This window comes from Acinetobacter sp. 1207_04, assembly GCF_052850415.1.
Genome location: NZ_VXCQ01000001.1, coordinates 224803 through 250872 on the forward strand (window position 1 = coordinate 224803; position 26070 = coordinate 250872).

At 38.8% G+C, this 26070-nt stretch carries 22 protein-coding genes; 11 read left to right on the forward strand and 11 right to left on the reverse strand.

The window, feature by feature from the left end:
• Positions 1-3: 3 nt before the first annotated feature.
• The 5 genes from aroE to ribA all read right to left on the reverse strand — a co-directional run bounded on the left by aroE (position 4) and on the right by ribA (position 5148).
• Positions 4-795, reverse strand: a complete 792-nt coding sequence (gene aroE / locus FW754_RS00970) for a shikimate dehydrogenase (RefSeq protein ID WP_446323609.1) — start codon at positions 793-795, stop codon at positions 4-6.
• A gap of 105 nt (positions 796-900) precedes the next feature.
• A complete protein-coding gene (locus FW754_RS00975; RefSeq protein WP_409509953.1) occupies positions 901-1107 on the reverse strand; it encodes a hypothetical protein in 207 nt (68 codons plus the stop codon).
• A gap of 327 nt (positions 1108-1434) precedes the next feature.
• Complete coding sequence (hemF, locus tag FW754_RS00980) at positions 1435-2376, reverse strand: oxygen-dependent coproporphyrinogen oxidase (protein ID WP_409509954.1); 942 nt, start codon at positions 2374-2376, stop codon at positions 1435-1437.
• Positions 2377-2528: 152 nt separating this feature from the next.
• Positions 2529-4418, reverse strand: a complete 1890-nt coding sequence (locus tag FW754_RS00985) for an NPP1 family protein (protein ID WP_446323610.1) — start codon at positions 4416-4418, stop codon at positions 2529-2531.
• Between the two features lie 127 nt (positions 4419-4545).
• A complete protein-coding gene (gene ribA / locus FW754_RS00990; RefSeq protein ID WP_419345851.1) occupies positions 4546-5148 on the reverse strand; it encodes a GTP cyclohydrolase II in 603 nt (200 codons plus the stop codon).
• 319 nt (positions 5149-5467) lie between these two features.
• Here ribA and dxs point away from each other — a divergent pair, with 319 nt between their 5' ends.
• Together dxs and FW754_RS01000 are read left to right on the forward strand one after the other, a co-directional pair.
• On the forward strand, positions 5468-7372 hold the full coding sequence (gene dxs, locus FW754_RS00995) for a 1-deoxy-D-xylulose-5-phosphate synthase (RefSeq protein WP_446323611.1): 1905 nt from the start codon (positions 5468-5470) through the stop codon (positions 7370-7372).
• Between the two features lie 178 nt (positions 7373-7550).
• Positions 7551-8381, forward strand: a complete 831-nt coding sequence (locus FW754_RS01000) for an inositol monophosphatase family protein (RefSeq protein WP_409509958.1) — start codon at positions 7551-7553, stop codon at positions 8379-8381.
• A gap of 71 nt (positions 8382-8452) precedes the next feature.
• Here FW754_RS01000 and FW754_RS01005 read toward each other — a convergent pair whose 3' ends face one another.
• A complete protein-coding gene (locus tag FW754_RS01005) occupies positions 8453-9547 on the reverse strand; it encodes a hypothetical protein (RefSeq protein WP_446323612.1) in 1095 nt (364 codons plus the stop codon).
• 402 nt (positions 9548-9949) lie between these two features.
• Here FW754_RS01005 and FW754_RS01010 point away from each other — a divergent pair, with 402 nt between their 5' ends.
• The 6 genes from FW754_RS01010 to FW754_RS01035 all read left to right on the forward strand — a co-directional run bounded on the left by FW754_RS01010 (position 9950) and on the right by FW754_RS01035 (position 15557).
• Positions 9950-11869: a DEAD/DEAH box helicase gene (locus tag FW754_RS01010; protein ID WP_446323613.1), complete on the forward strand. Its 1920-nt coding sequence runs from the start codon at positions 9950-9952 to the stop codon at positions 11867-11869.
• 446 nt (positions 11870-12315) lie between these two features.
• Complete coding sequence (locus tag FW754_RS01015; RefSeq protein WP_409509961.1) at positions 12316-13134, forward strand: ABC transporter ATP-binding protein; 819 nt, start codon at positions 12316-12318, stop codon at positions 13132-13134.
• Complete coding sequence (mlaE, locus tag FW754_RS01020; protein ID WP_419345858.1) at positions 13131-13910, forward strand: lipid asymmetry maintenance ABC transporter permease subunit MlaE; 780 nt, start codon at positions 13131-13133, stop codon at positions 13908-13910. The genes FW754_RS01015 and mlaE overlap by 4 nt, the downstream gene beginning before the upstream one ends.
• Positions 13910-14587: an outer membrane lipid asymmetry maintenance protein MlaD gene (gene mlaD / locus FW754_RS01025; RefSeq protein ID WP_446323614.1), complete on the forward strand. Its 678-nt coding sequence runs from the start codon at positions 13910-13912 to the stop codon at positions 14585-14587. Before mlaE ends, mlaD begins: the two co-directional genes overlap by 1 nt.
• A gap of 27 nt (positions 14588-14614) precedes the next feature.
• A complete protein-coding gene (locus FW754_RS01030; protein WP_409509964.1) occupies positions 14615-15244 on the forward strand; it encodes an MlaC/ttg2D family ABC transporter substrate-binding protein in 630 nt (209 codons plus the stop codon).
• A 25-nt stretch (positions 15245-15269) separates the two neighbouring features.
• Entirely contained in the window at positions 15270-15557 is a 288-nt protein-coding gene (locus FW754_RS01035) for an STAS domain-containing protein (protein WP_419345860.1), read from the forward strand.
• Between the two features lie 160 nt (positions 15558-15717).
• Here the strand turns inward: FW754_RS01035 and FW754_RS01040 are convergent, their stop codons facing one another.
• Positions 15718-16731, reverse strand: a complete 1014-nt coding sequence (locus tag FW754_RS01040; RefSeq protein ID WP_409509966.1) for a magnesium and cobalt transport protein CorA — start codon at positions 16729-16731, stop codon at positions 15718-15720.
• 157 nt (positions 16732-16888) lie between these two features.
• Here FW754_RS01040 and FW754_RS01045 point away from each other — a divergent pair, with 157 nt between their 5' ends.
• Together FW754_RS01045 and FW754_RS01050 are read left to right on the forward strand one after the other, a co-directional pair.
• On the forward strand, positions 16889-17485 hold the full coding sequence (locus tag FW754_RS01045; protein ID WP_446323615.1) for an LOG family protein: 597 nt from the start codon (positions 16889-16891) through the stop codon (positions 17483-17485).
• A 92-nt stretch (positions 17486-17577) separates the two neighbouring features.
• On the forward strand, positions 17578-17967 hold the full coding sequence (locus FW754_RS01050; RefSeq protein WP_419345862.1) for an NUDIX hydrolase: 390 nt from the start codon (positions 17578-17580) through the stop codon (positions 17965-17967).
• 3 nt (positions 17968-17970) lie between these two features.
• Here FW754_RS01050 and FW754_RS01055 read toward each other — a convergent pair whose 3' ends face one another.
• Both FW754_RS01055 and recG read right to left on the reverse strand, forming a co-directional pair.
• A complete protein-coding gene (locus FW754_RS01055) occupies positions 17971-18600 on the reverse strand; it encodes a ComF family protein (RefSeq protein ID WP_446323616.1) in 630 nt (209 codons plus the stop codon).
• Positions 18601-18723: 123 nt separating this feature from the next.
• Positions 18724-20769, reverse strand: a complete 2046-nt coding sequence (recG, locus tag FW754_RS01060; RefSeq protein ID WP_446323617.1) for an ATP-dependent DNA helicase RecG — start codon at positions 20767-20769, stop codon at positions 18724-18726.
• A gap of 83 nt (positions 20770-20852) precedes the next feature.
• Between recG and FW754_RS01065 the strand changes: the two genes are divergently transcribed.
• Complete coding sequence (locus FW754_RS01065; RefSeq protein WP_446323618.1) at positions 20853-21662, forward strand: NAD-dependent epimerase/dehydratase family protein; 810 nt, start codon at positions 20853-20855, stop codon at positions 21660-21662.
• A gap of 154 nt (positions 21663-21816) precedes the next feature.
• On the opposite strand, the gene FW754_RS01070 is transcribed toward FW754_RS01065, so the two are convergent.
• Positions 21817-22959, reverse strand: a complete 1143-nt coding sequence (locus tag FW754_RS01070) for a catalase family protein (protein ID WP_419345866.1) — start codon at positions 22957-22959, stop codon at positions 21817-21819.
• A gap of 256 nt (positions 22960-23215) precedes the next feature.
• The gene (gene plsB / locus FW754_RS01075; RefSeq protein WP_409509973.1) at positions 23216-25783 is read right to left on the reverse strand and encodes a glycerol-3-phosphate 1-O-acyltransferase PlsB; all 2568 of its coding nucleotides are present in this window, start codon (positions 25781-25783) and stop codon (positions 23216-23218) included.
• Between the last annotated feature and the right edge of the window lie 287 nt (positions 25784-26070).

The window sequence follows — 26070 nt, forward strand, 5'->3', positions numbered from 1 at the left end:
AACTTAAATAAAGTCTTTTAAATTAGGTTTAACGCCATTCCAAATATAAAATGCCTCAATGGCTTGTCCAACGAGCATGCCAAAACCTTCCGATGTGGGTACGCCACGTGCTTTGGCTTGATCAATAAAACTTGAAGGTTTGCCGTATGCCATTTCATAAGCATATTTAAATTGTAGTGTTTCAGGCAGGATAAGCGTATCGCCTGTTAAACTTGCAGAGGTTGCATTGATAATAAGATCATATTCGCCATGTAACTGATCTAGTCCGCAAGCTGAAAGTTCTATATGCGGAACAGCATCCCGAAGATCACTGACCAATTGTTCTGCACGAGCAAGTGTACGGTTGGCAATAGTGATGTGTGTTACGCCTGCTTGAGCAAGTGGATAAATGACACCACGCGTTGCACCACCTGCACCAATAATTAAGATGCGACTGTTTTGGAGTGACCAATCGAGTGCATGAATGGCTTCAACCAAACCTTGACCATCTGTATTGTCGCCATGTAATTCACCATTTTCCATCCATAAGGTATTGACGGCTTTAGCAATGGTGGCACGTTCAGATAAATGTGTACATAAAGCAAAGGCTTGTGCTTTGAATGGAACTGTAACGTTCATCCCTACGGCATTGGCGTCGGAAAAAAAATCTTTGACGCTGACTTCAAAGTCATCAAGTTCAGCCAAACGTTTCTTGTAGCTTAGATCAATATGAGTTTTTTCAGCAAACTGATGGTGTAATTCAGGTGAGCGAGAATGTTCAATGGGATTACCAATGACCGCGAATTGTTTGCTCATTGCACAGCATCCATGTGGTGAAAATGAGCTTCAATATACGACAGAATACAGAATGACTAAAGCCTGAACTATAGATTTACAGAAAAACTTGGTGAGAAAATAAAATTACGGATTGCAGATATCTTGAACGGTATCGACTAATAAAAACAGTCCACTGACTAAAAAGCCAATTACACCAATCGCCATCGTGGTAAAAGCAAAATTATCATTAAATGCACTTTCAGAAAAAACAGTAGTGCTGACAGAACTTAAAAATACAATCACAAAGCTCCATAAAAGGAGGGTGATGGTACTAAATTTTTTGATATTCATCGATTATTCTCTGTTTGCTATGATGAAGATAAAGGCGAAAAACGACCTAAACACAGGGCGTAATGATGAAGTGATTTTCAAGATATGGGACATCTTACGCTAATTTCAGCGCTGAGATGTTATTGTGTTTGCAACAGAACGTATCAAGAATTGAAGATTTAATTTATGTTGTAATTGAGTGTGGCGAGTTTAAATTTTTAAAAATACTATTTAAGTAAATTAAAATAAGGTTTTACATTGAATTGTAAGTTCAAAATACAATACATTTTTTGTTTTCTCTTAAAATGTATTGCATTCAAACAATCTAAAATGACGGAGGTTTTTAAACTATTTTAGTTCATTTAACCAATCTTTAGGTTTTAAATAATAATCCGTTAAACGTTTTTCGGGGCTGTTTTCATCCCATATTGGACGATATGACCAACCTGCAAGCGGTGGCATACTCACCAAAATTGACTCGATACGACCACCTGTTTGTAAGCCAAATAGAGTGCCTCGGTCATACACTAAATTATATTCAACATAGCGACCACGACGATACAGTTGGAAGTCGCGTTGCGCTTCGGTATAAGGCTTATCTTGATTTTTCTGGAAAATCGGTAAAATAGCTTCAAGGTAGCCATTGCCCACCGCTTGAATATATTCAAAGCATTTTTCAAAGTCCCATTGATTTAGGTCATCAAAAAATAAGCCACCCACGCCACGTTGTTCATCACGGTGTTTTAAATAGAAATAATCATCACACCATTGCTTATGTTCTGCATAAACATTATCACCAAACGGTGCACAGAGATCATACGATTTTTGATGCCATGCAAGGACATCTTCATCATTTGGATAAAAAGGCGTGAGATCAAAACCACCACCGAACCACCAAATTGGTTCTTGACCTTCTTTTTCGGCAACAAATAAGCGAACGTTTGCATGAGAAGTTGGTACATTCGGATTGTTCGGATGGATAACGAGTGAAACACCCATTGCTTGCGCTTTTGCTCCTGCAATTTGCGGATGGCGTTCAGTTGCAGATGCAGGCAGATTTGAAATGTTGATGTGTGAGAACATCACACCACCTTTTTCAACTACAATGCCATTTTGTAGTACGCGAGAGCGACCACCACCACCTTCAGGACGTTGCCAATCATCAATTTCAAATGTCGCAGTCCCACCGCCAATTTTTTCTTGTTGTTCTAGCGCAGAACAAATGCGTGCTTGTAAATCACATAAAAAATCACGTACACGTTGGATATCTGCGGATGTTGGATTCTGCATGTGAACCTCTTGGGAAGATGAAAATAAAATTTCTGAAGTTGTATACATAAAAACATAAAACCATAAAAAAAGTAAGGAATTTAATGCTTTTATTTAAAAAAAAGATGCTTCTATATTTTAAGCATCTTTTAATTGTGTGAGGCTTTATCTGATTAGAATTTTACTTTTGCATTTTCCCATGCTTTAGGCATAACTGGAACTTTATCAATAACTAGAAAGTTTGGTTTAAACCAATGCTTTTCGCAACCCTCAGCAACTCTTACAGGGCAAACTTTGCTATTAAGCCAACTATTGTCATAAATACGCTGAGTCACACGCTCCCAAGATTGTTTAGTTTTCCCTTTACTTTCAAACCATTGTTTAAAGTCAGTGGATGCGTATTTATAGTCTAATATTTGCTTGCTGTCATGACCAAATAGAGTTCCTTGTGGTGTTGGCTGTTCAGATGGTATATAGATACCATTTTTACTTCCTGCAAAATCTGGATAATGGCTATTAATGGTTCCTTCCTGAATGTATTTAAATACAAATGTATTTGGAGTATTTGCTAAGTGTGTCGCTTTTGAAGCTTCTTTGGTTTCAATCCAGCCATGTCGGGTATGGGTTACATATTCTGGCTGATTGTCTTTCATCCAAATAATGACATGTTCCCATTCATTTTTATGGCCACATAACTTCTCTGGTACTGCAGGACTACATTGATCTTTAACCGCATATAAACCAAAAATACGTGCTTTGTAGTTTGATTTATTTGAGCTCACTTCATGATATGTCAGATATGCATTATTCATTTGATCGAAATAATTACATTTATCTGTTTTAGAGCCTGCTAAAGGAATTCCTGGATTAGCTCTGAGCGAACCGTCAAGTGCGGTATAGACTGGAGCTGAGGCATAGCACCCATCAGTACCGAAGGCAAAAACAGCACGGCCTTGATTTAATTCTGCATCAGAAGGTGAAATATAATTTTTGAGAGATAAGCAGGCAGTTGGTAATTCATTATTTACTGATTCTGCTTTGGCTTGGGCACAGGTTTTGGTATTCCAATTAGGCGTTTCTAAATGATCAATAGAACCAAAATGTGCATAAACTTTATTATTCTGATTCAGGTCAATGGTACAAGTATTTGCATTGCTATTTTCACAGCCTTCCCAACCTTCAAAGACCATATTGGGTGTTGTGGGAGTGGCTGTTAATGTTATGTTTGATATATTTGTTGTACGAACAGTGGCAGATCCTTCAATAGGATTGTTGAGCAAGACTGCTGTATTATTGTCCTTATTTAGAGTTTCAATTCTAGGATCGTTGCTAGTGATTTCGCCATTCTCACCTGATGATATTTCTGTTTGATAGACGGTTTTGGTGAATATTGCTGGCTCTTCAAGCCTTATTAATGAATCAAAAACTTCATCCATAATTGATCTAAATAAAGATGAATCAGCTGTTTTATACGCATCATTAAGACTCATATTGAAGCTATTATTTTTATTATTAAAGTATTCATCATAGTTAAACTCTAATTTCTGAAGAGCTTGAGTATTTTTATTTAAACTAAAAATATCTTCATAATTAATCGTTTTATTGCCATCTAAATCTTCTTTTAAGATTTTATCTGCTAACAGATCTGTAAATATTATCATGTCGGCATAGCTTAAGCCGAGAAACCGTTCCATTGCTTCATTGCTAATGAGAAAGGAAAACTCATTGAATTCAATTTTGTGGTCTAAAATTTGTTGCTTGGTTGCAAGGATGAAACCAATATTTTTCTCACCTGATAAATAGTTAATGATAAATAGATCTTCGGCTTGGCCAAGTAATATAGGAGTATCTTTGAGCTTACCATCTAAAAGGTCAACTGTCTCCGATGTACTATTAGGATATTTTAAACTAGTAATTTGAACTTTATCGGTTTTTTCCCCAAAGTTTAGGTGTGTATTTTGGGGTGGAGAAGATGTTTCATTGTTATTGGTTTTAGAATCACTACCATTACACCCCATTAATAATATCGAGAAAATACTCATTGCTAAGATAGTTTTTTTCATGGTCATCTCAAGTTTCTAATGCTAGAAAATAGAATCTAGCCAAGAAAAAGAGTGAAAAATATCCCTGAAATCAGTGATTTTCGCTTAATCTAGTATGGTTTAATTTGATTTATATCACATTTTTGTTTTAAAAATCCTCTTTCTCATACATATGCGACATACGGTCATGTTTAGTTTTTAAATAATCAGCATTGAATTCATTCAAACCCACAGTCAATGGCACACGATCCGTTACATCAATACCTAAGTCAGTTAAGGCTTTAAGTTTTAACGGATTATTGGTGATGAGTTTGACCTGTTTTACGGCTAAATGATCCAGCATAATGCTACACATATCATAAGTGCGGGCATCGGCAGGGAGGTTTAACATCAAATTAGCATCAACGGTGTCATGTCCTTGATCTTGTAAAGCATAAGCACGAATTTTATTGGTCAAGCCAATACCACGACCTTCTTGACGCAGATATAAAATCACACCTTGACCTGCATCATTGATCATTTGCATGGTGTTATGCAGCTGTGGGCCACAGTCACACTTGAGTGACCCAAAGGCATCGCCCGTTAAACATTCAGAATGAATACGTACTAAAACAGGTGCGGTTGGTGCATTTTCAAGACCTTTTGAAAGCGCAACGTGCTCTTCACCAGTTTGTGGATCTTGAAAAACAGAAATTTTAAAGTCACCAAAAGCCGTAGGGAGTTTAGACGTAGCAATAAATTCAATCGGCACAGGCTTAACCATTTTTTGTGTTGAAATTGGCTAAAGTATAGCGTAAAGCATGCATATAGATAGAATGGTAACGTATGTTTTTATGCACAATCCTGAAAATACATTATTCTTTTTTGTATAAAGAACACGAAAATGGTTGATAAATACTAAGATTATTCAGGATAATTAGACCAAATTGACATAAATGCCGAACTGAGAACCGTTCAGTGGAGCATCCTTATAAATGTGGCGGAAGGTTTGTGATATGATGATCTTTCACGAATATGCTACCCCGTGTTCCCAGCTTAGATTTGCCAGGCTTTAGAAGGCTTTGCCACATATGTTGTATACCGAAATCCCGAGTCAACGCCCTGATACGCCATTGTTGAATGGAATAGACCATCCACAACAATTACGTCAGCTTGAGCCAGCCCGTCTGACACAGGTGGCAGATGAGCTACGTCAATATATTTTATACGCTGCTGGACAAAGTGGTGGGCATTTTGGTGCCAATCTTGGGGTCGTTGAGCTGACCGTAGCACTCCATTATAGCTTTAACACTCCCGAAGACCGCTTGGTTTGGGATGTTGGACATCAAGCCTATCCGCATAAAGCTCTAACAGGTCGCCGTGAGCAACTTGTTAGCATTCGTGCGAAAGATGGTTTAGCTGCATTTCCTGCACGTGAAGAATCTGTATTTGATACCTTTGGTGTAGGACATTCATCGACTGCAATTTCTGCAGGTTTAGGCATGGCATTGGCAAGCCGATATCAACAAAAAAAGCGAGAAGTTGTTGCCATCATTGGTGATGGTGCAATGACAGCTGGTATGGCATTTGAAGCCATGAATGATGCGGTTGCCCACAATGCAGACCTAATGGTTGTATTAAATGACAACGATATGTCAATTTCACAAAGCACAGGTGGATTTGCCAAACATCTAGCGTCTATTTGGGAACAAGGTAAATTTATTAATGTTGATGAACAGGGGCAAGCCTTCGTTCAAGATTGCCCTGAATGGGACTTTAATTCTCGTTTGCATGAATCTGCAACTGATGCTGCCGATAATCTATTTAAAGCCATTGGTTTTGATTATTTTGGTCCATTTGATGGACACGATGTCAATCAAATGGTTCAGGTCTTTAATGCGTTAAAACAGCGTAAGGGACCTCGTTTAATCCATATTTATACCGTTAAAGGTAAAGGATTTGCACCTGCCGAAGCGGATCAAATTAAGTACCATGCGATTGGTAAACTCAGCGCGGTAGCTTCAAAAAATACCGCCCCAAAATATGCCGATGTTTTTGGGCAATGGTTGTGTGATGAGGCAGCACAAGATGAAAAATTGCTCGCGATCACACCTGCAATGTGTGAAGGCTCGGGTATGGTGCAATTTGCACAGCAATATCCTGAGCGTTATTTCGATGTTGCGATTGCCGAACAGCATGCGGTCACACTTGCTGCTGGTATGGCATGTGAAGGCTTAAAACCTGTTGTTGCGATTTATTCGACATTCTTACAACGTGGTTATGATCAACTGGTTCACGATGTTGCTTTGCAAAACCTTGATGTCACTTTTGGTATTGATCGTGCAGGTTTAGTCGGTGAAGATGGTCCAACACATGCAGGGGCGTATGATTATGCCTTTATGCGTACCGTACCGAACATTGTGATTATGGCGCCGAAAGACGAAAATGAATGTCGTCAAATGTTGCATACGGCGTATATGCATCAGGGGCCTGCCGCAGTACGTTATCCACGTGGTAATGGCTTGGGTGTAGAAATTCAGCAAACAATGATCACAATGGATATAGGTAAAGCTGAACTTTTAGCGACGTTTAATACTGAACATGAAGACGGTATTTCGATTTTAGCTTTTGGTAGTCGTGTTCAACCTGCGCTTGAAGCTGCAAAGCAACTTGCTGAACAGCTAGATGTTGCTGTACGTATCGTGAATATGCGTTTTGTCAAACCACTTGATGAGCAAATTATTCGAGATTTGGCAGATCAAACGAGTTTATTTGTTACTGTCGAAGAACATGCAGTAATGGCAGGAGCGGGAAGTGCTGTGAATGAATTTATGGCGCAAGCGCAAATTTTAAAACCTATGTTGAATTTAGGTTTGCCTGATACGTTCTTAGCACAAGCGAGCCATGCTGAAATGTTACAATCTTGCGGTCTAGATGCTAAAGGCATTCAACTTTCAGTTCAACATGCATGGACGAAACTGATTCAGCATGTTTAAAAGTATTAAAAATTATTTTGATATTGAATTGGATGATTTAGCTCAATTAAGCGATATAAATTCATAGCTTATAAACTTCATAAACATTTTTCCCCTAAAAGCCCGAATATTTGCTAAAATATTCGGGCTTTTATGCATTATTCTTTATCAATATCTTCAAATTTGTAGTGGGTGTTCAATGGAACCTATGGTGGTTATGGCTGCGCGTGCGGCTCAATTAGTTGGTCAAGAGCTTTTAAAAGCGCATCAAAATCGTCATAAACTCGATCTACAAGTCGAAGAAAAAGGTATCGATGGTCCTGTAACGCGTGTAGACCGTTATATTGAACAGTTGACGATTGATACACTTCGTAAAAGTTATAAAAATCACAGCTTCCTTGGTGAAGAATTTGGTTATCAAGAAGGTAATGGTCACGACGCTGATTGGTGTTGGATTATTGATCCACTTGATGGCACATTAAACTTCATTAATGGTGTTCCTCATTTCTGCGTATCTATCGCAGTTCAGCACAAAGGTATCACTCAACACGGTGTTATTTATGACCCTGTGAAAGATGAGTTATTCTCTGCAAGCCGTGGTCGTGGTGCAATGCTGAACCAACGCCGTATTCGTGTAAATGTAAAAGACAGCCTTGAAAAGACTTTCATGGGCGTAGGTCATGCATTCCGTAAAGTTCGTAATGGTGAAGTCGTTTCTTATGCAAAAAACCATTTTGATTCATTGTTGAATGTCACTGAGGCAGGCGCGCAATATCGTCGTTCAGGTTCAGCAGCACTGGATCTTGCTTATGTTGCAGCAGGTCGTTTTGATGCTTACTTTGAACTTGGCCTGAAGCCTTGGGATATCGCAGCAGGTGAATTAATCGTGAAAGAAGCGGGTGGTACTGTTGTTGATGCACGTGGTGGTTCTGATTCTATGGAAAATGGTCAAGTGATCGCTTGTTCTATGAAAATGTTAAAACCACTCATGCAACAAGTTGTTCCTGCTTGGGGTGAAGCTGCGAAGTAATTTATACTTTCGTAGATTGAGTTTGAAAAGCCTTCATTTTTATGAAGGCTTTTTTATGCGTTATTTGAAATTTAATCTTTATTTTGTTCCCTATGTTTAATACGCATTTCCCATTCTTCAAATGGAATATTGTGTAGATCTAACTCATCTTCTTTTAATTCACTTACACCTTTCATAAGTAGTCCAGGCCAATGATCTTCTTCAGGAATATAGGCAAATTCGAAATCAATCTTTCCTGTTTCTGTTAATGTGATTTTATAGTTTGTCCATTTCTCTGCAAACATATCCAGTGATCTTAACTTTTTCATTAATTCATATATTTGACTTTCAATTTCGTAAGGACTTTCACCAAATAGAAAACTCTCGATTTTCCCATTTTTGAGAAGCCAATCTGCTCCACCTGACCAATGTTCAGGATAAATATCACCTGTAAAATATATTACAGTTGCTTCTTCAGGCATGATAGACCACAGAAGTTCACCAATTTTTTGATAGATTTTTTGTTCTTGTTCTTGTTCTTGTTCTTGTTCTTGTTCTTGTTCTTGTTCTTGTTCTTGTTCAGGGTTGCTCCAACTATCTGTCAACTTTTGTGTCCAAAATCGTGATGGAACCATCATGCATGCATGAGTAGAAGGGTGTATTAAAATTGGAATTTTATTACTGGACAATATGCGATTCGGACTATGTTCTCTGGCAAAGACAAATGTTGTTGAACGTATTGATGCGTTTGTAAGTGATGATGGCAACTCCCAATCTAAGCCACGCTCTTGCTCATTCGTGACCATTTCTGCAAGTTTACTCAATTGGATATCATCAGGAACAGTATTTTTTAAACTATAAATTTTTGATGCGATTTCTGATAAGTATTCAGGATTATTATCAAAGTCTTGAGTAGAAGAGTAGACAATATGCACGGGATGATCCATCGGACCATCTTGAAATAATAAATTATTCGCTTGTACGACTGCCGCCCAAACAATATTTCCATGATTGAGTAATTTTAATTGTTGTCGATATTGTTCGGATAGTGGATCATCAGCATTCATCCATTTAGGTTGTTTAGATCTAGTGAATAGGTTTTTAATAAAGCGAATAATATAATGATCTTTATTGAAGTTTTTTCTAATCACTTGAATAATTTCTTGTTCAATGGTTTGTGTAGACATTTTTTTAATCTAGCTTTGTTGTTTTTAGGGATAAATAGAAGTGTTTTATTTCAAAATAATTATATCTCATTTACTCACAGGAAAAAACAATAAAACTTCGTGACTTTATTTTAAATCCTGCTATACTCCGCCCACGCACTAAATTTCGTTCATTACCTGAACATTTCTCTTCTATATTGTGTAGCGCGTCCGGTCCCAAGAGAGGACAATATTTCGCGCCCCACCCAATCGCTTAAGCGATTCCTTCAGGTTGCGGCTGTTATCAAATGTGCGTTATACGCATCGTCGTTCTCGGATTTCCGCTGATTTCTATTTTTTCAGCGATTATTGCTGTGCCGGTTTTTGCCGATGTCCATCAGACTATATATTTAATGGAGCACCCACATTCGGGTGACATACTCTATGAGCAAAACTTTTGCTGATTTTTCTTTAGACGAGTCGCTACAAAAAGCACTTGAATCTCTTGGTTTTACTGCGCCTACGCCAGTTCAAGAGCAATCTATTCCTGCGGCTATGGAAGGTAAAGACCTTCTTGTATCAAGCCAAACAGGTTCTGGTAAAACTGCTGCATTTTTACTTCCAACATTAAATGCTTTAGCGGGTCAAGACACGCTTAATTCATTTAAAGATCGCATGAAAGCGGTAACTCAACCGAATATCCTTGTTATCTCTCCTACACGTGAGCTTGCACAGCAAGTATGTCAAGATGCTATTGCACTTGTACGTCACATGAAAGGTGTTCGTGTTGCTGCAATCATGGGCGGTATGCCTTTTGGTAAACAAATTCAACAATTAAAAGGTGCACAAGTTGTAGTTGCGACTCCAGGTCGTTTACTTGATCTTGTAAACCGTCGTCAAATTAAACTTGATTTAGTTGACGCTTTAATTGTCGATGAAGCTGACCGTATGCTTGATCTAGGCTTCTCTGAAGACTTGGAAGCAATCAGCGATTTAGCGTTAAATCGTAAACAAACATTAATGTTCTCTGCAACATTTGCACCACGTATCATTAACCTTGCTGAACGCATGATGAATGATCCAATGCGTATTGCAATTGAAACAGGTCATTCTACAAATACTGACATTACCCAAACTTTGCATTGGACTGATGGTTTTGAGCATAAGAAAAAATTGCTTACGCATTGGTTAAGTGCTGAAGATGTAGATCAGGCTGTTGTATTTGCGTCAACTCAAGAAGATACAGATATGCTTGCTGAAGAGCTTGCAGAAGCTGGTCTTTCAGTTGTAGCACTTCATGGTGCTATGCCACAAACTGTACGTAACCGTCGTTTACGTTCTATTCGTGAAGGTCGTGCAAAAATCCTTGTTGCTACAGATGTAGCTGCTCGTGGTCTTGACGTTCCAACAATTTCACACGTAATTAACTTCGGTCTTCCTATGAAGAACGAAGACTATGTACACCGTATTGGTCGTACAGGTCGTGCGGGTCGTACAGGTAAAGCAATCACTTTGGCAACTTACCGTGAACGCGGTAAAATTCGTGCTTTAGAAGATTACTTAGAAGCGCGTTTGAACGTTTCTGAAATCGAAGGCCTTGAGCCATCTCCACCTCCTGCACGCGGTAGTCGTGATGGTGGCGGTCGTGGTCGTGATGGTGGCGGTCGTGGTCGTAACGGCGGCGGTCGTGGCGGTTTTGGTGGCCGTGATAGCGGTGGTCGTAGTCGTTTTGAAGGCGAAAGCAACTTCAAACGTCGTGAAGGTGGTGAAGATCGTCCACGTCGTGAAGGCGGTTTCGGTGATCGTCCACGTGGCGACCGTCCATCGTATGGCGATGATCGTCCAAAGCGTGATTTTGGTGATCGTCCAGCTCCACGCCGTGAGGGTGGTTTCGGTGATCGTCCACGTGGCGACCGTCCATCGTATGGCGATGATCGTCCAAAGCGTGATTTTGGCGATCGTCCACCACGTCGTGAAGGCGGTTTCGGTGATCGTCCACGTGGTGACCGTCCATCGTATGGCGATGATCGTCCAAAGCGTGATTTCGGTGATCGTTCAGCTCCGCGTAGCGATCGTCCATCTTATGGTGATCGTCCTCGCTCTAATGATGACAACCGTGGTAACAGCGTAGATTACAAACCACGTCGTGAAGGTAGCTTCGGCGACCGTCCAAAGCGTGATTTTGGTGATCGTCCAGCGCCACGCCGTGAAGGTGGTTTCGGTGATCGTCCACAACGTTCTTTTGGTGACGACCGTCCAAAACGCACTTTTGGTGGTGAAGATCGTCCTAAACGTGAATTTAATTCAGATCGTCCGCGCCGTGAAGGTGGAGAAGATCGTCCACGTCGCAAATTTAACGACTAAATATAAAATAGTTTAAGTAAATTTAAAAAAACCAGCTTTAGGGCTGGTTTTTTATTGCATGCAAAATTTATTCTGATACAATAAAGTGTGTTGCAGTTCATGCTTTTTTTATTTTTAGATAAATATAGGTAATAATGTAAATATTCGTATTTATGGAAATTCCCATTTTGGAGTGATTATGTTTAATATTTTCTTCCTACTCTTGTTATGTAATATCGGATATTTTGTTTTTAGTGTTTTGCTGTAAATGCATTTTGTTTTGCCTAAAATAATTTAATAAATAAGAACATTTTAAGTACATTATTCAATAATAAATTTAGCATAAGATTCAGACTTTAAGTATAAAAATGATACACTGCATCCCAAATTATTATTATTTCATCTTAATACAACTCAGACTGATCAGAGTATAGTATGCGGACTGTAATTGCAGGAAATGTTCAATTATGAATAATCAAACACTTCCCGACGATCAGGCTTTAATTGAAGTACGCAATTTAAGTTTTAATCGTGGTGAACGTGTCATTTATGACAATGTAAATCTTAAAATTCGACGTGGACAAATTACCGCAATCATGGGGCCGTCAGGTACAGGTAAAACAACTTTATTGCGCCTAATTGGGGGGCAATTGACGCCTGATCATGGTGAAGTATTGCTTGATAGAAAAAATATTGCATCCATGTCACGAAATGAGCTTTTTGCTGCACGTGCACGTATGGGAATGTTATTCCAAAGTGGTGCATTGTTTACAGATATGACGGTGTATGAAAATGTGGCTTTTCCCATTCGTGCACATACGAAATTATCTGAAAATTTAATTGCAGAACTTGTGGCTTTAAAACTTGAATCTGTTGGTTTACGTGGTGCTGAAAAATTGATGCCAGCTGAGCTGTCGGGTGGCATGAATCGCCGTGTTGCTTTGGCGCGTGCTATAGCACTTGACCCTGATCTCATTATGTATGATGAGCCATTTGCCGGGCAAGACCCAATTGTGATGGGGGTTTTAACGCGCTTGATTCGCTCTTTACGTGATGCGCTCGATTTGACTTCAATTATTGTTTCACATGATGTATCTGAAACTTTATCTATTGCTGACTATATTTATGTGGTTGCCGAGGGCAAAGTACAAGGAGAGGGCACACCTGATGAATTGCGTCAGCATGCTTCACCGTTTGTACAGCAATTCTTGACAGGTTCGATGGAAGGACCTGTCGATTATCAGTTTAGTCATCAGCCGTATTTAAAGAATGAGGTACATTCATGAATGCAATTGCCTTATTAGGTAGACGTGTTATTGAGCGTGTACAGGGCATTGGGGTTGCAACGCAGATGCTGTTGCAGATCTTATTTTCTATGCCTACAGCTTTGGGCTTCCGACTATTTCTGTATCAAATGTACCGTGTTGGGGTCATGTCATTATTAATCATTGCAGTATCTGGGCTGTTCATTGGTCTAGTCATTGGTCTGCAAGGTTATTCAATTTTGGTTAATGTTGGCTCTGAGTCTATGCTTGGTACAATGGTTTCATTGACCTTACTGCGTGAACTTGCACCAGTTGTTGCTGCGTTGTTGTTTGCAGGACGTGCAGGTTCTGCATTAACTGCAGAAATTGGTTTAATGAAAGCGACAGAACAGCTTTCAAGTATGGAAATGATAGGTGTTGATCCACTCAAACGTATTGTTTCACCGCGTCTTTGGGCGGGGATTGTAAGTTTACCTATGTTATCTGTTATTTTTGCTGCCATTGGAATTATGGGTGGTAAATTGGTGGGAGTGGACTTTTTGGGTGTTGATGAAGGTTCATTTTGGAGCGGTATGCAAGGCACAGTACAGTTTAGTAAAGATGTGCTTAATGGCACAATTATCAAGAGTATTGTTTTTGCACTTATTTGTACTTGGATTGCGGTATATCAAGGTTACGCTTGTGAGCCAACATCGGAAGGTATTGCTACTTCGACAACACGTACGGTTGTCTATTCATCGCTTTGTGTACTTGGTTTTGATTTTGTGTTGACTGCGGTCATGTTCGGAGGGGTTTAATGAAATCACGTAGTAGTGAGCTAGCCGTAGGTATTTTTGTCATTGTCTTTGGGATTGCTCTATTTTTCCTTGCCATGAAGGTCAGTGGTTTGATGGGGACAAATCTCAAAGATAGCTATAGCATGACAGCTACATTTGATAATGTGAATGGCTTAAAACCTCGTGCCAAAGTAACGATGAGTGGTGTCACCATTGGTCGTGTGGAATCTATTACCCTAGACCCTGTTTCACGCCTTGCAAAAGTCACATTTGATTTGGACGGTCAATTGACATCATTTGATAGTAAACAATTGAAAGATGTACAGCAAAATGCACTCGAAGAATTGCGTTACAGTGCTGATTATCAGTCTGCAGATGCTGTGAAACAAAAAGAAATGGAAAAGACACTGATTAGTAACATGACATCCATCACAAGTATTGATGAAGATGCTTATATTATGGTTGCGACCAATGGATTGTTGGGTGAAAAATATTTAAAAGTTGTACCTGGTGGTGGTTTGAATTACCTCAAACGTGGTGATGCTGTAGGTAATACACAAGGCACAATGGATCTTGAAGATCTAATTTCTAAATTTATTACAGGTGGTGCAGGTAAATCATCAAGCGTTGCATCTGAGTCTAAAGATGCACCTGCTACGACCGAAACAACTGATGCTCAAAATTCGTTTGTCGAATAAGCATTAGAGGAGTAACTGAAGGTGAACATGAATATAGTATTAAAACAAACTTTTACAGCAGGTATTCTTGCAACAATGATGGCGACAGTTGCCAATGCAGCACCTACTGAAGCGCCTCCCGCTTTTGTTAAGCGTGTTGCTGATGGTCTTATTTCACGTTTGAAAGCAGATCATGCGAAACTTCAGAGTAACCCCGATGCTGTAAAAGCGATTGTACGTCAAAACCTTGATCCGTATGTCGATGGTCAGGCTTTTACACGTATTGTGATGGGAACATATGCGACGAATCAATACAGTAATGCTGCACAGCGTGCTAAGTTTGAACAAAATTTTCGTAATACATTGATCGAAAACTACGGTAGTGCGTTTGCGAAATTTACGAATCAAACTTATACCATGCGCCCGTATAAAGCGAGTGCAAGTAAAAATCCTGTAGTGACGATCGACTTTAATAACAAAGGTGAAAAAATCCCTGTGTCATTCCAACTGTCGGATCAAGGTTCACAATGGAAAATCCGTAACATCAATGTATCTGGTATTGATCTTGGCTTACAGTTCCGCAATCAGTTTGCAGCAAACGTTCAACGTAACAATGGCAATATTGATAAGGCAATTGCAACATTCAAACCTGATGCTGATGCAGCAGTGAAAAAATAATTGATTGTGAATGATGGGTGGATGCGTGATTGAATTAAAAGATCAGGAATTGTATGTTAGCGGTAAAATTTCTTATGATAATGCTGAAAGCTATTATCAAAGTGGTTTGAAGATTATTCGTGATGAAAATAAATTTCCACTGACAATCAACTTATCTCAGCTTGAACATGGGAGTACTTTGGCATTGTCAGTGTTGGTACAGTGGTTGCGCCAAACACCGAATGTGCAAGGATTACAATTTAAAGCTGTACCTACAAAAATGATGAAAATTATTCAAGCCTGTCATTTACAAGATGATTTGAAATTGATTTAAATCATTAAAGTAAATAAAAAAGCACCGAAAGGTGCTTTTTTATTTCTGTAAAATTTTGATATGAGCAATATTCAATATATTCAAGAATATTCAGACATGATTGTAGATGTGGTGCATTTCTTGCACTTCGCTTTGAAGCAGTGTTTCAAAGCCTTGCTCATCAAATCCATTTTTTCCATCTAAAGTAAATGAGTGGTCCTACAAAGAACGCGATCAAGATGGTGATCACAACATAAAAGCTTGTCGAACCATGTGCAAAAGGTAGAACTTCGGTGTTCATACCATAAATACTTGCAATTAGCATGGGTGGTGCAAGCATACTGGGTAAAATGGAGAATCGACGAATCGTATCATTCTGCTCAGTATTAATGAAGCCTGACGTGGTGTCGAGCAGGAATCGAACTTTTTGGAATAAGAATGCATCGTGTTCGACCAGTGAGCGAACATCCTCACTAAGCTCTCGAATATCTGCATCATAAATATGACTACCCAATGCACGAGGTCGGGATAAGAAGGTCAGTACTCGGCGTAAATCAATCAGGCAGAGTTGTGCTTTTCCGAGCATATCCTCTTTTTGAGCCAAACGTGTAATCATATCATCAAGGTCTAAAATCATTTCACGATGACGCACGTTTAAGACTTCAGTTGAATACGACTCAAGGTCTTTGTGAATATCTTCGAGGATATCGGCAAGTTCATCGAGTTTAGCTTCAAGTAGACCAAGTAAAATCCAAGTCGGATCTTTATAGTCAATATCATAATCATTGCGGCGGGCACGGGCACGAAATGCACGAAATGCTACAAGTTTTTCACCACGTAAGGTGAACAAGCGGTTTTTATGCAAAATGAATGCAACCGTTTGTACCGTTGCCAGCATGTTAGTTGAATCATCAGGATCACCTTCAACCTGATAGTTTTTATTTTTTGTTAAAAAATAGGTACTGATATGTAAAATTCCATCATCATCACGATAGAATCGAGCAGAGGATGAAATATCTTCGAGTGATTTTAGCGTAGGAAGATTTTGTTCATAGGCGTCTAGCACCCATTCTTGTTCTTCTTGTGAAGGTGCAATAAGGTCAACCCAAACCAATTCAGGGTGTAAGTCAAAACCGCCATTAATGGTTGCATCTTCCAAGCTACCGCGCTCTGTGGCATAAAAGGCTTCAAGCATCGTCTCTTTCTCCTTTGCGCAGTATACTGAGTTAATTGATGGGTGTATTTTAGACAAGGATTCCGAGGAAAACACGGAATACATCGCTTATTTTTAAAAAATCTCTCGTATTGTTTAATTTTACATCATGACCATAGCATAACAGGGTTAGATTTATATGAATTCTATCGCAATTTTTTGTGGATCTGCATTTGGATCAGATTCTATCTTTGCTGAAACGGCAAAATTAACGGGTGAATTAATCGCTAAGCAAGGGAAAACCTTAGTTTATGGTGGTGGTCGTTCAGGCTTGATGGGTATTGTTGCAGACAGCGCATTGGCTGTTGGTGGTCAGGTCATTGGTGTGATTCCACAGAATTTGGTCGATGCTGAATTGGCACATCCAGATTTAACCAAACTGTATGTTGTTAAAGATATGCATGAACGTAAAACTAAAATGTCTGAACTCTCCGATGGTTTTATTGCTTTACCAGGTGGTTCTGGGACATGGGAAGAGATTTTTGAACAATGGACTTGGGCACAGCTAGGTATTCATTTAAAGCCGTGTGCATTTTTAAATGTTGAAGGTTTTTATAGTGATTTATTTAAGTTTATTCAATTGAGTACATACAAGGGTTTTACTAAAGAACGTTTTACTGATGCCTTGATTTGTTCAGATTCTATAGAAGCGATTATGGCTCAATTTGAAGTATTTGTTGCACCTGAACCAAAATGGGGTAAACAAGAAAGAGTGCAAGAAGAAAAGCGTGCTTAGTTTTTGTTAAGTTGTAAAAACACAATATATTGATTTTAATTTTAATTAACATCACAATATATTGTGTTTTTTGCTTTTAATTATTTTGATGTATGAATGTTATTACTGTTGCTGCGGCTGTTATTTTGAATGATCAAAATCAGTTATTATTGGTGAGAAAGAAAAATACTCAATTTTTTATGCAAGTTGGTGGAAAACTTGAGCTCAATGAATTACCTGAACAAACAATGCTACGTGAAATTGAAGAAGAAATTAGTACGACTGCACAAATACAGCAATTTTTAGGTCGCTTTGAAACGCTCGCTGCTAATGAAGCAGGGCATCAATTGGTGAGTTATGTTTATCAGGTAAATTTAGATCACGCACCAAAAATGGATGCTGAAATTGCAGAAATGAAATGGATTGATTTAGACCATGATCAGACTTTACTTGCACCGCTTACAAGGGAAGTGGTTATTCCGTGGTGTAGGGCAAATTTATAGGTTTTAGTCTGCTGCGGCAATACAGGCACTATAAATTTGCTGACAGCCGAGTTTGTTCAGTGCTTGTATAAGCGCCTGAATAGAACTACCTGTGGTCACTACATCATCGATGATGAGTACTTTTTTATATTTACGTCTTTCGGTAGAAATGATTTGAAATTGATTTTCGATATTTTCAATACGTTCGATTCGACTTAAACCTTTTTGCGAGTGTTGTGCTTCACGGTTAATGGGTTGCCATACAGGAATATTTAGTTCCTTAGCCATAATTTTGGCAATAATCAGCATTTGGTTATAGCCACGATCTGCGAGCCGTTGCGTTGAAATAGGCATAGGTACAATGGCTTGGACTTTAGGCAGTCTTAAATTTAATAAGCTGTGTGCCAGTAAATTTTGGTATTGTAATTGTTGTTCATATTTGTAGGTCAGAATCACTCGGTCTATGGGAAATTGATAATGATGAGCGCAAAGAATTTGTTGTTCATGCCGTATGATATGTTGTTTGAGCCATGGCAGATGTTCCCAACAATCGTTACATAATGAATGATATTGTTGTTGGTCTATGCCACAGAGTAGACAATTTGACATGCTTTGTACGCTTTTTTGTAGAATTCGGCTGATGAGTTGGAACATATTTTTATTCTTTTTTTTAATTTTAAATATCAATTTTAAAGTAAATTTAGCTATTAAAAAATGATTTTTGCATAGTGAAATTAATAAAGTAAGTCCCCCCCCTAAAAGGGATGAGGACTTTGTTTAAACATATGCATACCTTGGTGCTTCAGGTAGCCATCGTTTCAGCAAGGCTTCTGCATTTACAGGATAATCTTTTAAAACTTGACTTGCGACATAATGTGCTTGATTTAATAAGTGGTCATCTCGTTCGAGTTTGGCAACACGAAAGCCCATATCACCTGTTTGTTTTGTGCCAAGTAATTCACCTGGTCCACGTATTTCTAAATCTTTTTCAGCAATCAGAAAGCCGTCATTAGTTTCCCGCATGATACGCAAACGTTCCTGCCCATTTTGGGACAGCGGATGCTTATACAGCAGGGCGCAGAAACTCGCTGTTGCTCCACGTCCGACACGACCACGAAGCTGATGCAGTTGTGAAAGCCCAAGACGTTCAGCATTTTCAATGATCATAATAGAGGCATTCGGCACATCAACACCCACTTCAATCACGGTGGTAGCAATCAATAGCTGTAATTCATTGTCTTTAAATTGTTGCATGACAGATTGCTTTTCATCAGCCTTCATTTTGCCATGTACAAGTCCAATATTCAGTTGTGGAAAACGTTCTTTAATTTCCGCATAAGTGGCTTCAGCCGCTTGAGCATCCAAGGTTTCAGACTGCTCTACAAGTGTACATACCCAATAGGCTTGCTTGCCTTCGGCACAGTTTTTCGCAACACGATGTAAAACTTCTTCTCTACGCTCTAGCGGAATTGTCACGGTTTGAATAGGTGTGCGACCTGGCGGAAGTTCGTCAATGACTGAAGTGTCTAAGTCACCATAGGCAGACATTGCAAGTGTTCGAGGAATGGGGGTGGCAGTCATCACCAATTGATGTGGCGTGGTATTGTCTATACCTTTATTACGCAGTGCTAAACGCTGATCGACCCCGAAACGGTGTTGTTCATCAATAATGACTAAACCGAGTTTGGCAAATTCGACATTATCCTGAAATAGCGCATGTGTCCCAATAATTACATTTGCAGTACCATCTTTTAGCGTGAGTTCAGCCGTAGTACGTGCCTTACCTTTTTGTTTGCCTGAAAGCCATGACACATTTAAACCGAGTGGTTCAAACCATTTTTTAAAGTTTAAATAATGCTGTTCCGCTAAAATCTCAGTCGGCGCCATGAGTGCAACTTGCCAACCTTCCTCAAGTGCATGGCAGGCGGCAACTCCTGCAACGAGTGTTTTTCCTGCGCCTACATCACCTTGAACAAGGCGAAGCATTGGTTTGTTTTGCTTTAAATCTTTGGCAATTTCATTTGATACACGTTTTTGTGCATTGGTCATTTCAAAAGGCATACTCGCCAATAGTTGCTTGGCAAAGGTTTTACTGTAGCTAAATGATGGTGCTGCGATTTGTTGTATATATGCACGGCGAGTCAATAAGCTAATTTGATGTGCCACCAATTCTTCAAAAATTAGGCGTTGCTGAGCAGGGTGTGAACCTTGCGACAGTTGCAACATATTGGCATCTACAGGTGGATGATGAATATATTCAAGTGCTTGATTTAGCGCATAACCATTGGTGAATTTTTCAGGGAGTAATTCAGGTAAATCATCGGCGTGATGATTCAGTGCCTGTTTGACGTATTCACGTAGTTTAGGTTGGGTTAAGCCTTCAGTCGCAGGGTAAATTGCGGTGAGTTCAGTGTGGGGTAGTGGTGTAAGTTCGGTAATGAGTTGTATTTCAGGATGATATAACTCTAAACCTCTTGCACCGACTCGAACCTCACCGAATATTCTCAAGCGATTACCTGCTTTGGCTCGATCCATCAAGGCTTTATAAATATGATAAAAACGTAAGGTGACTTTACCGAAATCATCCTGCAATAAAATCGCCATCGACTTGCGTTTTCCAGGTGGCATTTCAATAGACTTGACCACGCCTTCCATAAGGTAACTACGTCCAACCTGTAATTGGTTCATGGCAATGATCGTGCTACGATCTTCGTAGTCACGTGGTAAATGGAACAGCAGATCATCTGTCGTGAAAATATTCAGTTTTTCAAGTAAAGTTGCGGCAGCATTGCCAACGCCTTGTAATTGATGAACAGCAGCCATTTTCCCTCAACTTAGTGTGTACTGATTTAATCATCAGTTTCGGTGAGTCAATTTTTGATGAATCGGTTTAAATAGGTCGGATCATGCATATTCTATTTATAGGTTATGGTAAAACATCTTCGCGGGTTGCTAAACAATTATTTCAGCAGAATCACCAAATTACCACAGTGAGTCGTAGTCCAAAGGCTGATGATTTTGCTCAACATCTGACGCAAGATATACATCAACTCGATTTATCGCAGATTTCACTTGTCGATGCTGTCTATGTACTTTTAGCACCACCTCGAAATACGTCTTTAAGTTCTGTTGAAGCTTACATGCAGACTTATGTCAATTCTGTTCAGCCCATTGTTCGTGCATTAAAGGATCATCCTGTAAAGAGGATTGTTGTGGTGTCTTCAACTCGTGTGTATGGGGAAAATCATGGTGCGGTGATTAACGATGATTCACCGACTATTCCGTGTGATGAGCAAGGTAATTTGCTGTTAAAAATGGAAGAATTATGGCAACAGGCTTATCCAAATGAATGTGTAATTGTACGCCCGACAGGGATTTATGGGACTTCATCTGCAAGAATGGTAAAACTTGCTGAAGTCACAAAGACTTATTCTAATATTCATTGGTCTAATCGGATTCATATTTATGATCTGGCGAACTTTTTAGCGCATTTGCTTCACGTGGAACATCCTGAAAAATCATATATTTGTACAAATAACCAACCCCAACCTTTGCATGAAATGATTTTAAAAATTCAACGTGATTTGAATTTACCTGAGTTGGTTTTGCAAAGTCAGAATGAAACTGGGAAAAAGATTTTTGCGGATAATATGGTGAAGAGTGGGTATAAATTAAAGCATGATAGTTGTTTGCTAGATTATAGAAAGTTGTTATAAATGTTTGATGCATGTTATTTTGTAATTGATTTTATTAAAAATTTAAAAACTAAGAATTTTTTTGTGAAACATGAGTGATCTATAAAAAAGTCAGTTTAAATAAACGGACTTTTTTATATCTTTCTATAATTTTATAACTTCTATATAAATGAATTTATGAATGTGGCTCTATTCTTTGAGTAGAATTCATCTCATGTCTCACCCGGCTAATACGTTCATAAATTACTTTTCGCATTCTGTTTATTGCTCCAAGCGGTTTATGTTCAGGTAGCGTATGCCATGGGGTAAAAGAAAGGTTTTCACAAAACTTATTTTGTTCAGGAGTATCAAAAACTTGTTGTGGAATACGAATTGTTGCTACTTTATAAAAAGGGGCTTTGTTTTCTTTCCATTCAGTCATAGAGTCCTCGACTGACATGGTATTTGATGTTCGAGGCTGTATTAAAAACTCCATGCAAGCATCATTTTTTTGCAGACTTGTTTTGAGTGCTTCTCTTAAGAAATCATGATTCGGAGCGTATGGAATAGTCTCTTTAAATGCTGAACATGCTTGTATAGAATACTTTACAGCTTCACGATTCTGTCCTAGTCCCATCTGGTATGGCACCATAGACCAATACCTTGTATGCAAAGGATTTGAAATTTTATTTCGAGAGTTGAATGCGATCCAAGTGCCTTTCGCCCCTAATGCAAAGGGGATATGAAGTTGTTTAGAAGAATGCTCACTATTTATATCCTGCATTAACGATAAATAACGAGCAGGGTTATTTACAAAAAAAACAGGGTGATTAATCATAATAAAATCTTGAGTAGATGCTTCATTCGCTAAAAGCTTTGTTCCTGGTACTCCTAAAATTTTTATTGCGATGCCTCGAGCATCTTTTTTTATGTCTGCTTGCGTCGCATCGCGAGATCCATTAGAAAAGCGAATCCAAGATTGATATGTTTTTCCAGGAATAAAAACACCTTGAGCTAAATTTTTAGGTAGTTTTTCATTGATCTTGAATTCTGCATGTACACAGCCATGGGCTTTAGGATGTGCATCTCGTAGTGCGATACCTGTTGTATATTGCTTTCGAATGGATGTTTCAATGATATCTGCAATTTCTATAGCTGTGGTTGTTTCATTTGGATAAAGGTGTTCATTTAGACCTTCATCTATTGCGGGATAACTAACATCATTTGACGAGTTAAGTGTAATCGGTAAGGTATTCGCATTGACAGTAGAGCAGATATTGATGATTACGATAGACTGTAATAGTCGACTTAAACATATAGGCTTGATCAATTTTATCATTGATATCTCCTTGCGTTGAGCAAGTATCATGTCTAATTTATTTGCCTGATAGAGATCAGGTTCATTTAATCCATCAATAATTATAAAATTGAAAAGCCACTGAGCTTATAAATATTTTTGAGTTAAATTTAGCTTCAAATATAGCTTATTTAAGATATTGAGGGATGTAAAATTGATTTTTATTTTCAAAAAGATATCGATTATATTTTAAATTAATCCCCCCTCTCCAATTAGGAGAGGAGGGCTGTATAAGGATTTACTTCTTCTTCCGTTTTAAGCGTTTCTTCGCTTGCTGCGCAGCTAAAGCATCTAAAGCCGCTTTTAACTCATCATCGGTAAATGACGTAATGTGTTGAAGCATTTGTAAAGTTACATCATCCAATACCAAGTTTGCATACTGTGCAACATTGCTAAATTGCTCACCATACACAATTGCATGATCTTCATTGGTCTTGATATAACCTTGTTCCGTCAATACTTTTACAAAGCTTTGGAATAGTGCTTTATCAAAGAACTCAGGTGAATTGAACTCATATAACACAGACAAACGCTGACCGACCAAATAACTCAATTCCTCAACCTGACGAATCGAAATATTGCCCGAACCACGTTGTGAAATTAAAGCCATCGTCATGTAATAGCGCTCAAGACTCTGACGTACAGGCGCAGCTAAAACTGCAAGCTGGTTATGGTCTTCCGAATTTGGCGTAGGGCAGAAAATAAAATCTTCATCATCGACAAAAATCAAGTTTGCTTGCGCCAAAGCATCAATATATTCAGTGACTTGAGCATTTATTTCACTATCTTTCCATTTTAAGAACAATTCAGCTTTCAAAAATGGATAAAGCGTACGAATGACATTTAACAAATCAGTTTTATTGATCCGACCATTATGCTCTACCAAGGCAGCAATAAGTGATGGTAAAACAAAAGCATGCAAAATGTTATTGCGGAAATATGTTAGTAAAACTGCTTGATTGTCTGCAATCGCAATAATATCGCCAAGGACGTGAGGTACACGCTTAATCAATTTTAGTTTAAGACCATAAGCAATGATTTCTTTCCCTGAAAGTGGCGTGACTTGCGTACGACCATCATAAGGAATAGCGGTGAGCAAATTGCGATAAGTATCGAGTTGCTTCACACAAATTTCTTCATCAAGCGTGTGTTTCGGTGTCGCCAATAAAATCAACGAGAGCAATGAAACAGGGTTAATCACTACAGCACGGTTGATATTTTCTAAAATTGCATTGGCTGAGCTATTTACCGCATTTGAAATTTCTTGTGGAATCGGATCATCATTATGTTCAATTTTGATCTTGTCTGCGCCGTGTGCTTTGAGTAAATCATCCAAGAATACAGGCTCGCCAAAGTTAACGTGAACTTTACCGAAAATACGTTCAATCTTTTTCAAAGTTTGAACAATACCCCAAATGGATTCAGACTCTTTGGCTTTACCATTCATCTCACCGACATAGGTTGCACCTTCCATCAAGCGCTCATAACCCACATAAGTTGGAATGAAGACAATCGGTTTCGCACGACCACGTAAATGGCTATGTACCGTCATTGCCAACATACCTGTTTTTGGTGGAAGTAAGCGACCTGTACGTGAGCGACCACCTTCAATGAAGTATTCTAAAGGTGTGTTACGTGACAAAATATTAAATAAATATTCTTTAAATACAGAAGTGTAAAGTGCATTACCACGGAATGAACGACGAATAAAGAATGCGCCACCACCACGCAGAAGTTGACCCACAAACGGCATATTCAAGTTATCGCCTGCGGCAATATACGGCACCATCAAACCACGTTTGTAGATCACATATGACAATAATAGGTAGTCGATATGACTACGGTGACATGGCGTATAAATGACTTCGTAATCTTTGACCAACTCACGAACGGTACTGAAATTATGCACTTCCACACCATCATAAAGCTGAGTCCATAAACGAGTTAGTGCTTTATCGGCAAAATGTACTGCTGACGCTGAGTAGTCCGAAGCGATTTCATTGACAAAACCAATGGCTTTGCGTTCAGCATCAATCATGCTTACTTTAGAACGAATGCTTTCTTTACGAATGGCATCTTGTACATCAGGCGCTTTAATCAATGAGTGCATAACATTGCGGCGGTCAGATAAATCAGGCCCTAAAATCACTTCACGCTGACGATCTAAATATTGATTGAGATGACTAACAATATAAGTGACAGGTGATATATTTGGATGATGGATATTGGCATATTCCACAAGGCTTTTTAACGATTGTGCATCATGGAACTCTAGATAAGACTGACGACCATGAACGCCAATATTCATTAGTTGTTTGACTTTACCTGGTGTTGCCCATGTATCTGCAAACAACAGTTTCAGTAATGAATCTTCTTTATCGGGTGAACGCCCCCAAAGCACCGTGACTGGAATCAGCTCAATGTCGTAATCAGGGTGTTTTTCTAAAAATTCAATGAGACGTAATAGACGCGGTGGAAATGAATGCGTCGTCGATTGCAGTAAATTATGATCATCTTGATGTTGTAAAAAGATGACCGCTGCTTTTTCTTTTTGTGTTTCAAGTACAAGTGGATCAAGTGCTGCTGGGAGTTTTAAGCGACGTGTTTCACCATCAACCACTAACGCATTACTACGAGAATGGTTTTGTAAAACATAGCAGACCACTTTTTTATTGGCTTGTTGTGGAGATTGAGAATCCGCTGCTACATCGGACGGAATTTCTCCAAGAACATGCGGTGTGACCACAAGGTCAAGCAGCTTACTGGAAAGCCGACGGTACATTTGACCAAAACCACTCTTGGACATAAAAACTCCTAGCAAATGATGAACAGCACATGTATTTCAATGAGCAATATTTTCTATAAATTAGTAGACAAACAATAGGTCATTTTCAGCCAAATTATAGTGAAATACGCGGACTTTATCGTTAAAAATCGTATTTTTACAGATTATAACAAAGTTAAGTTGTGACAACACAGTCAATCAAAATTTAGTATTTTGCTAGGGAGTTGTGGCAAAATAAAAAATCATCTGTGTTGAGTCACTATTTTTGATTAAAAATAGCAGCCAAATACAGAAAATACGGAATCTAT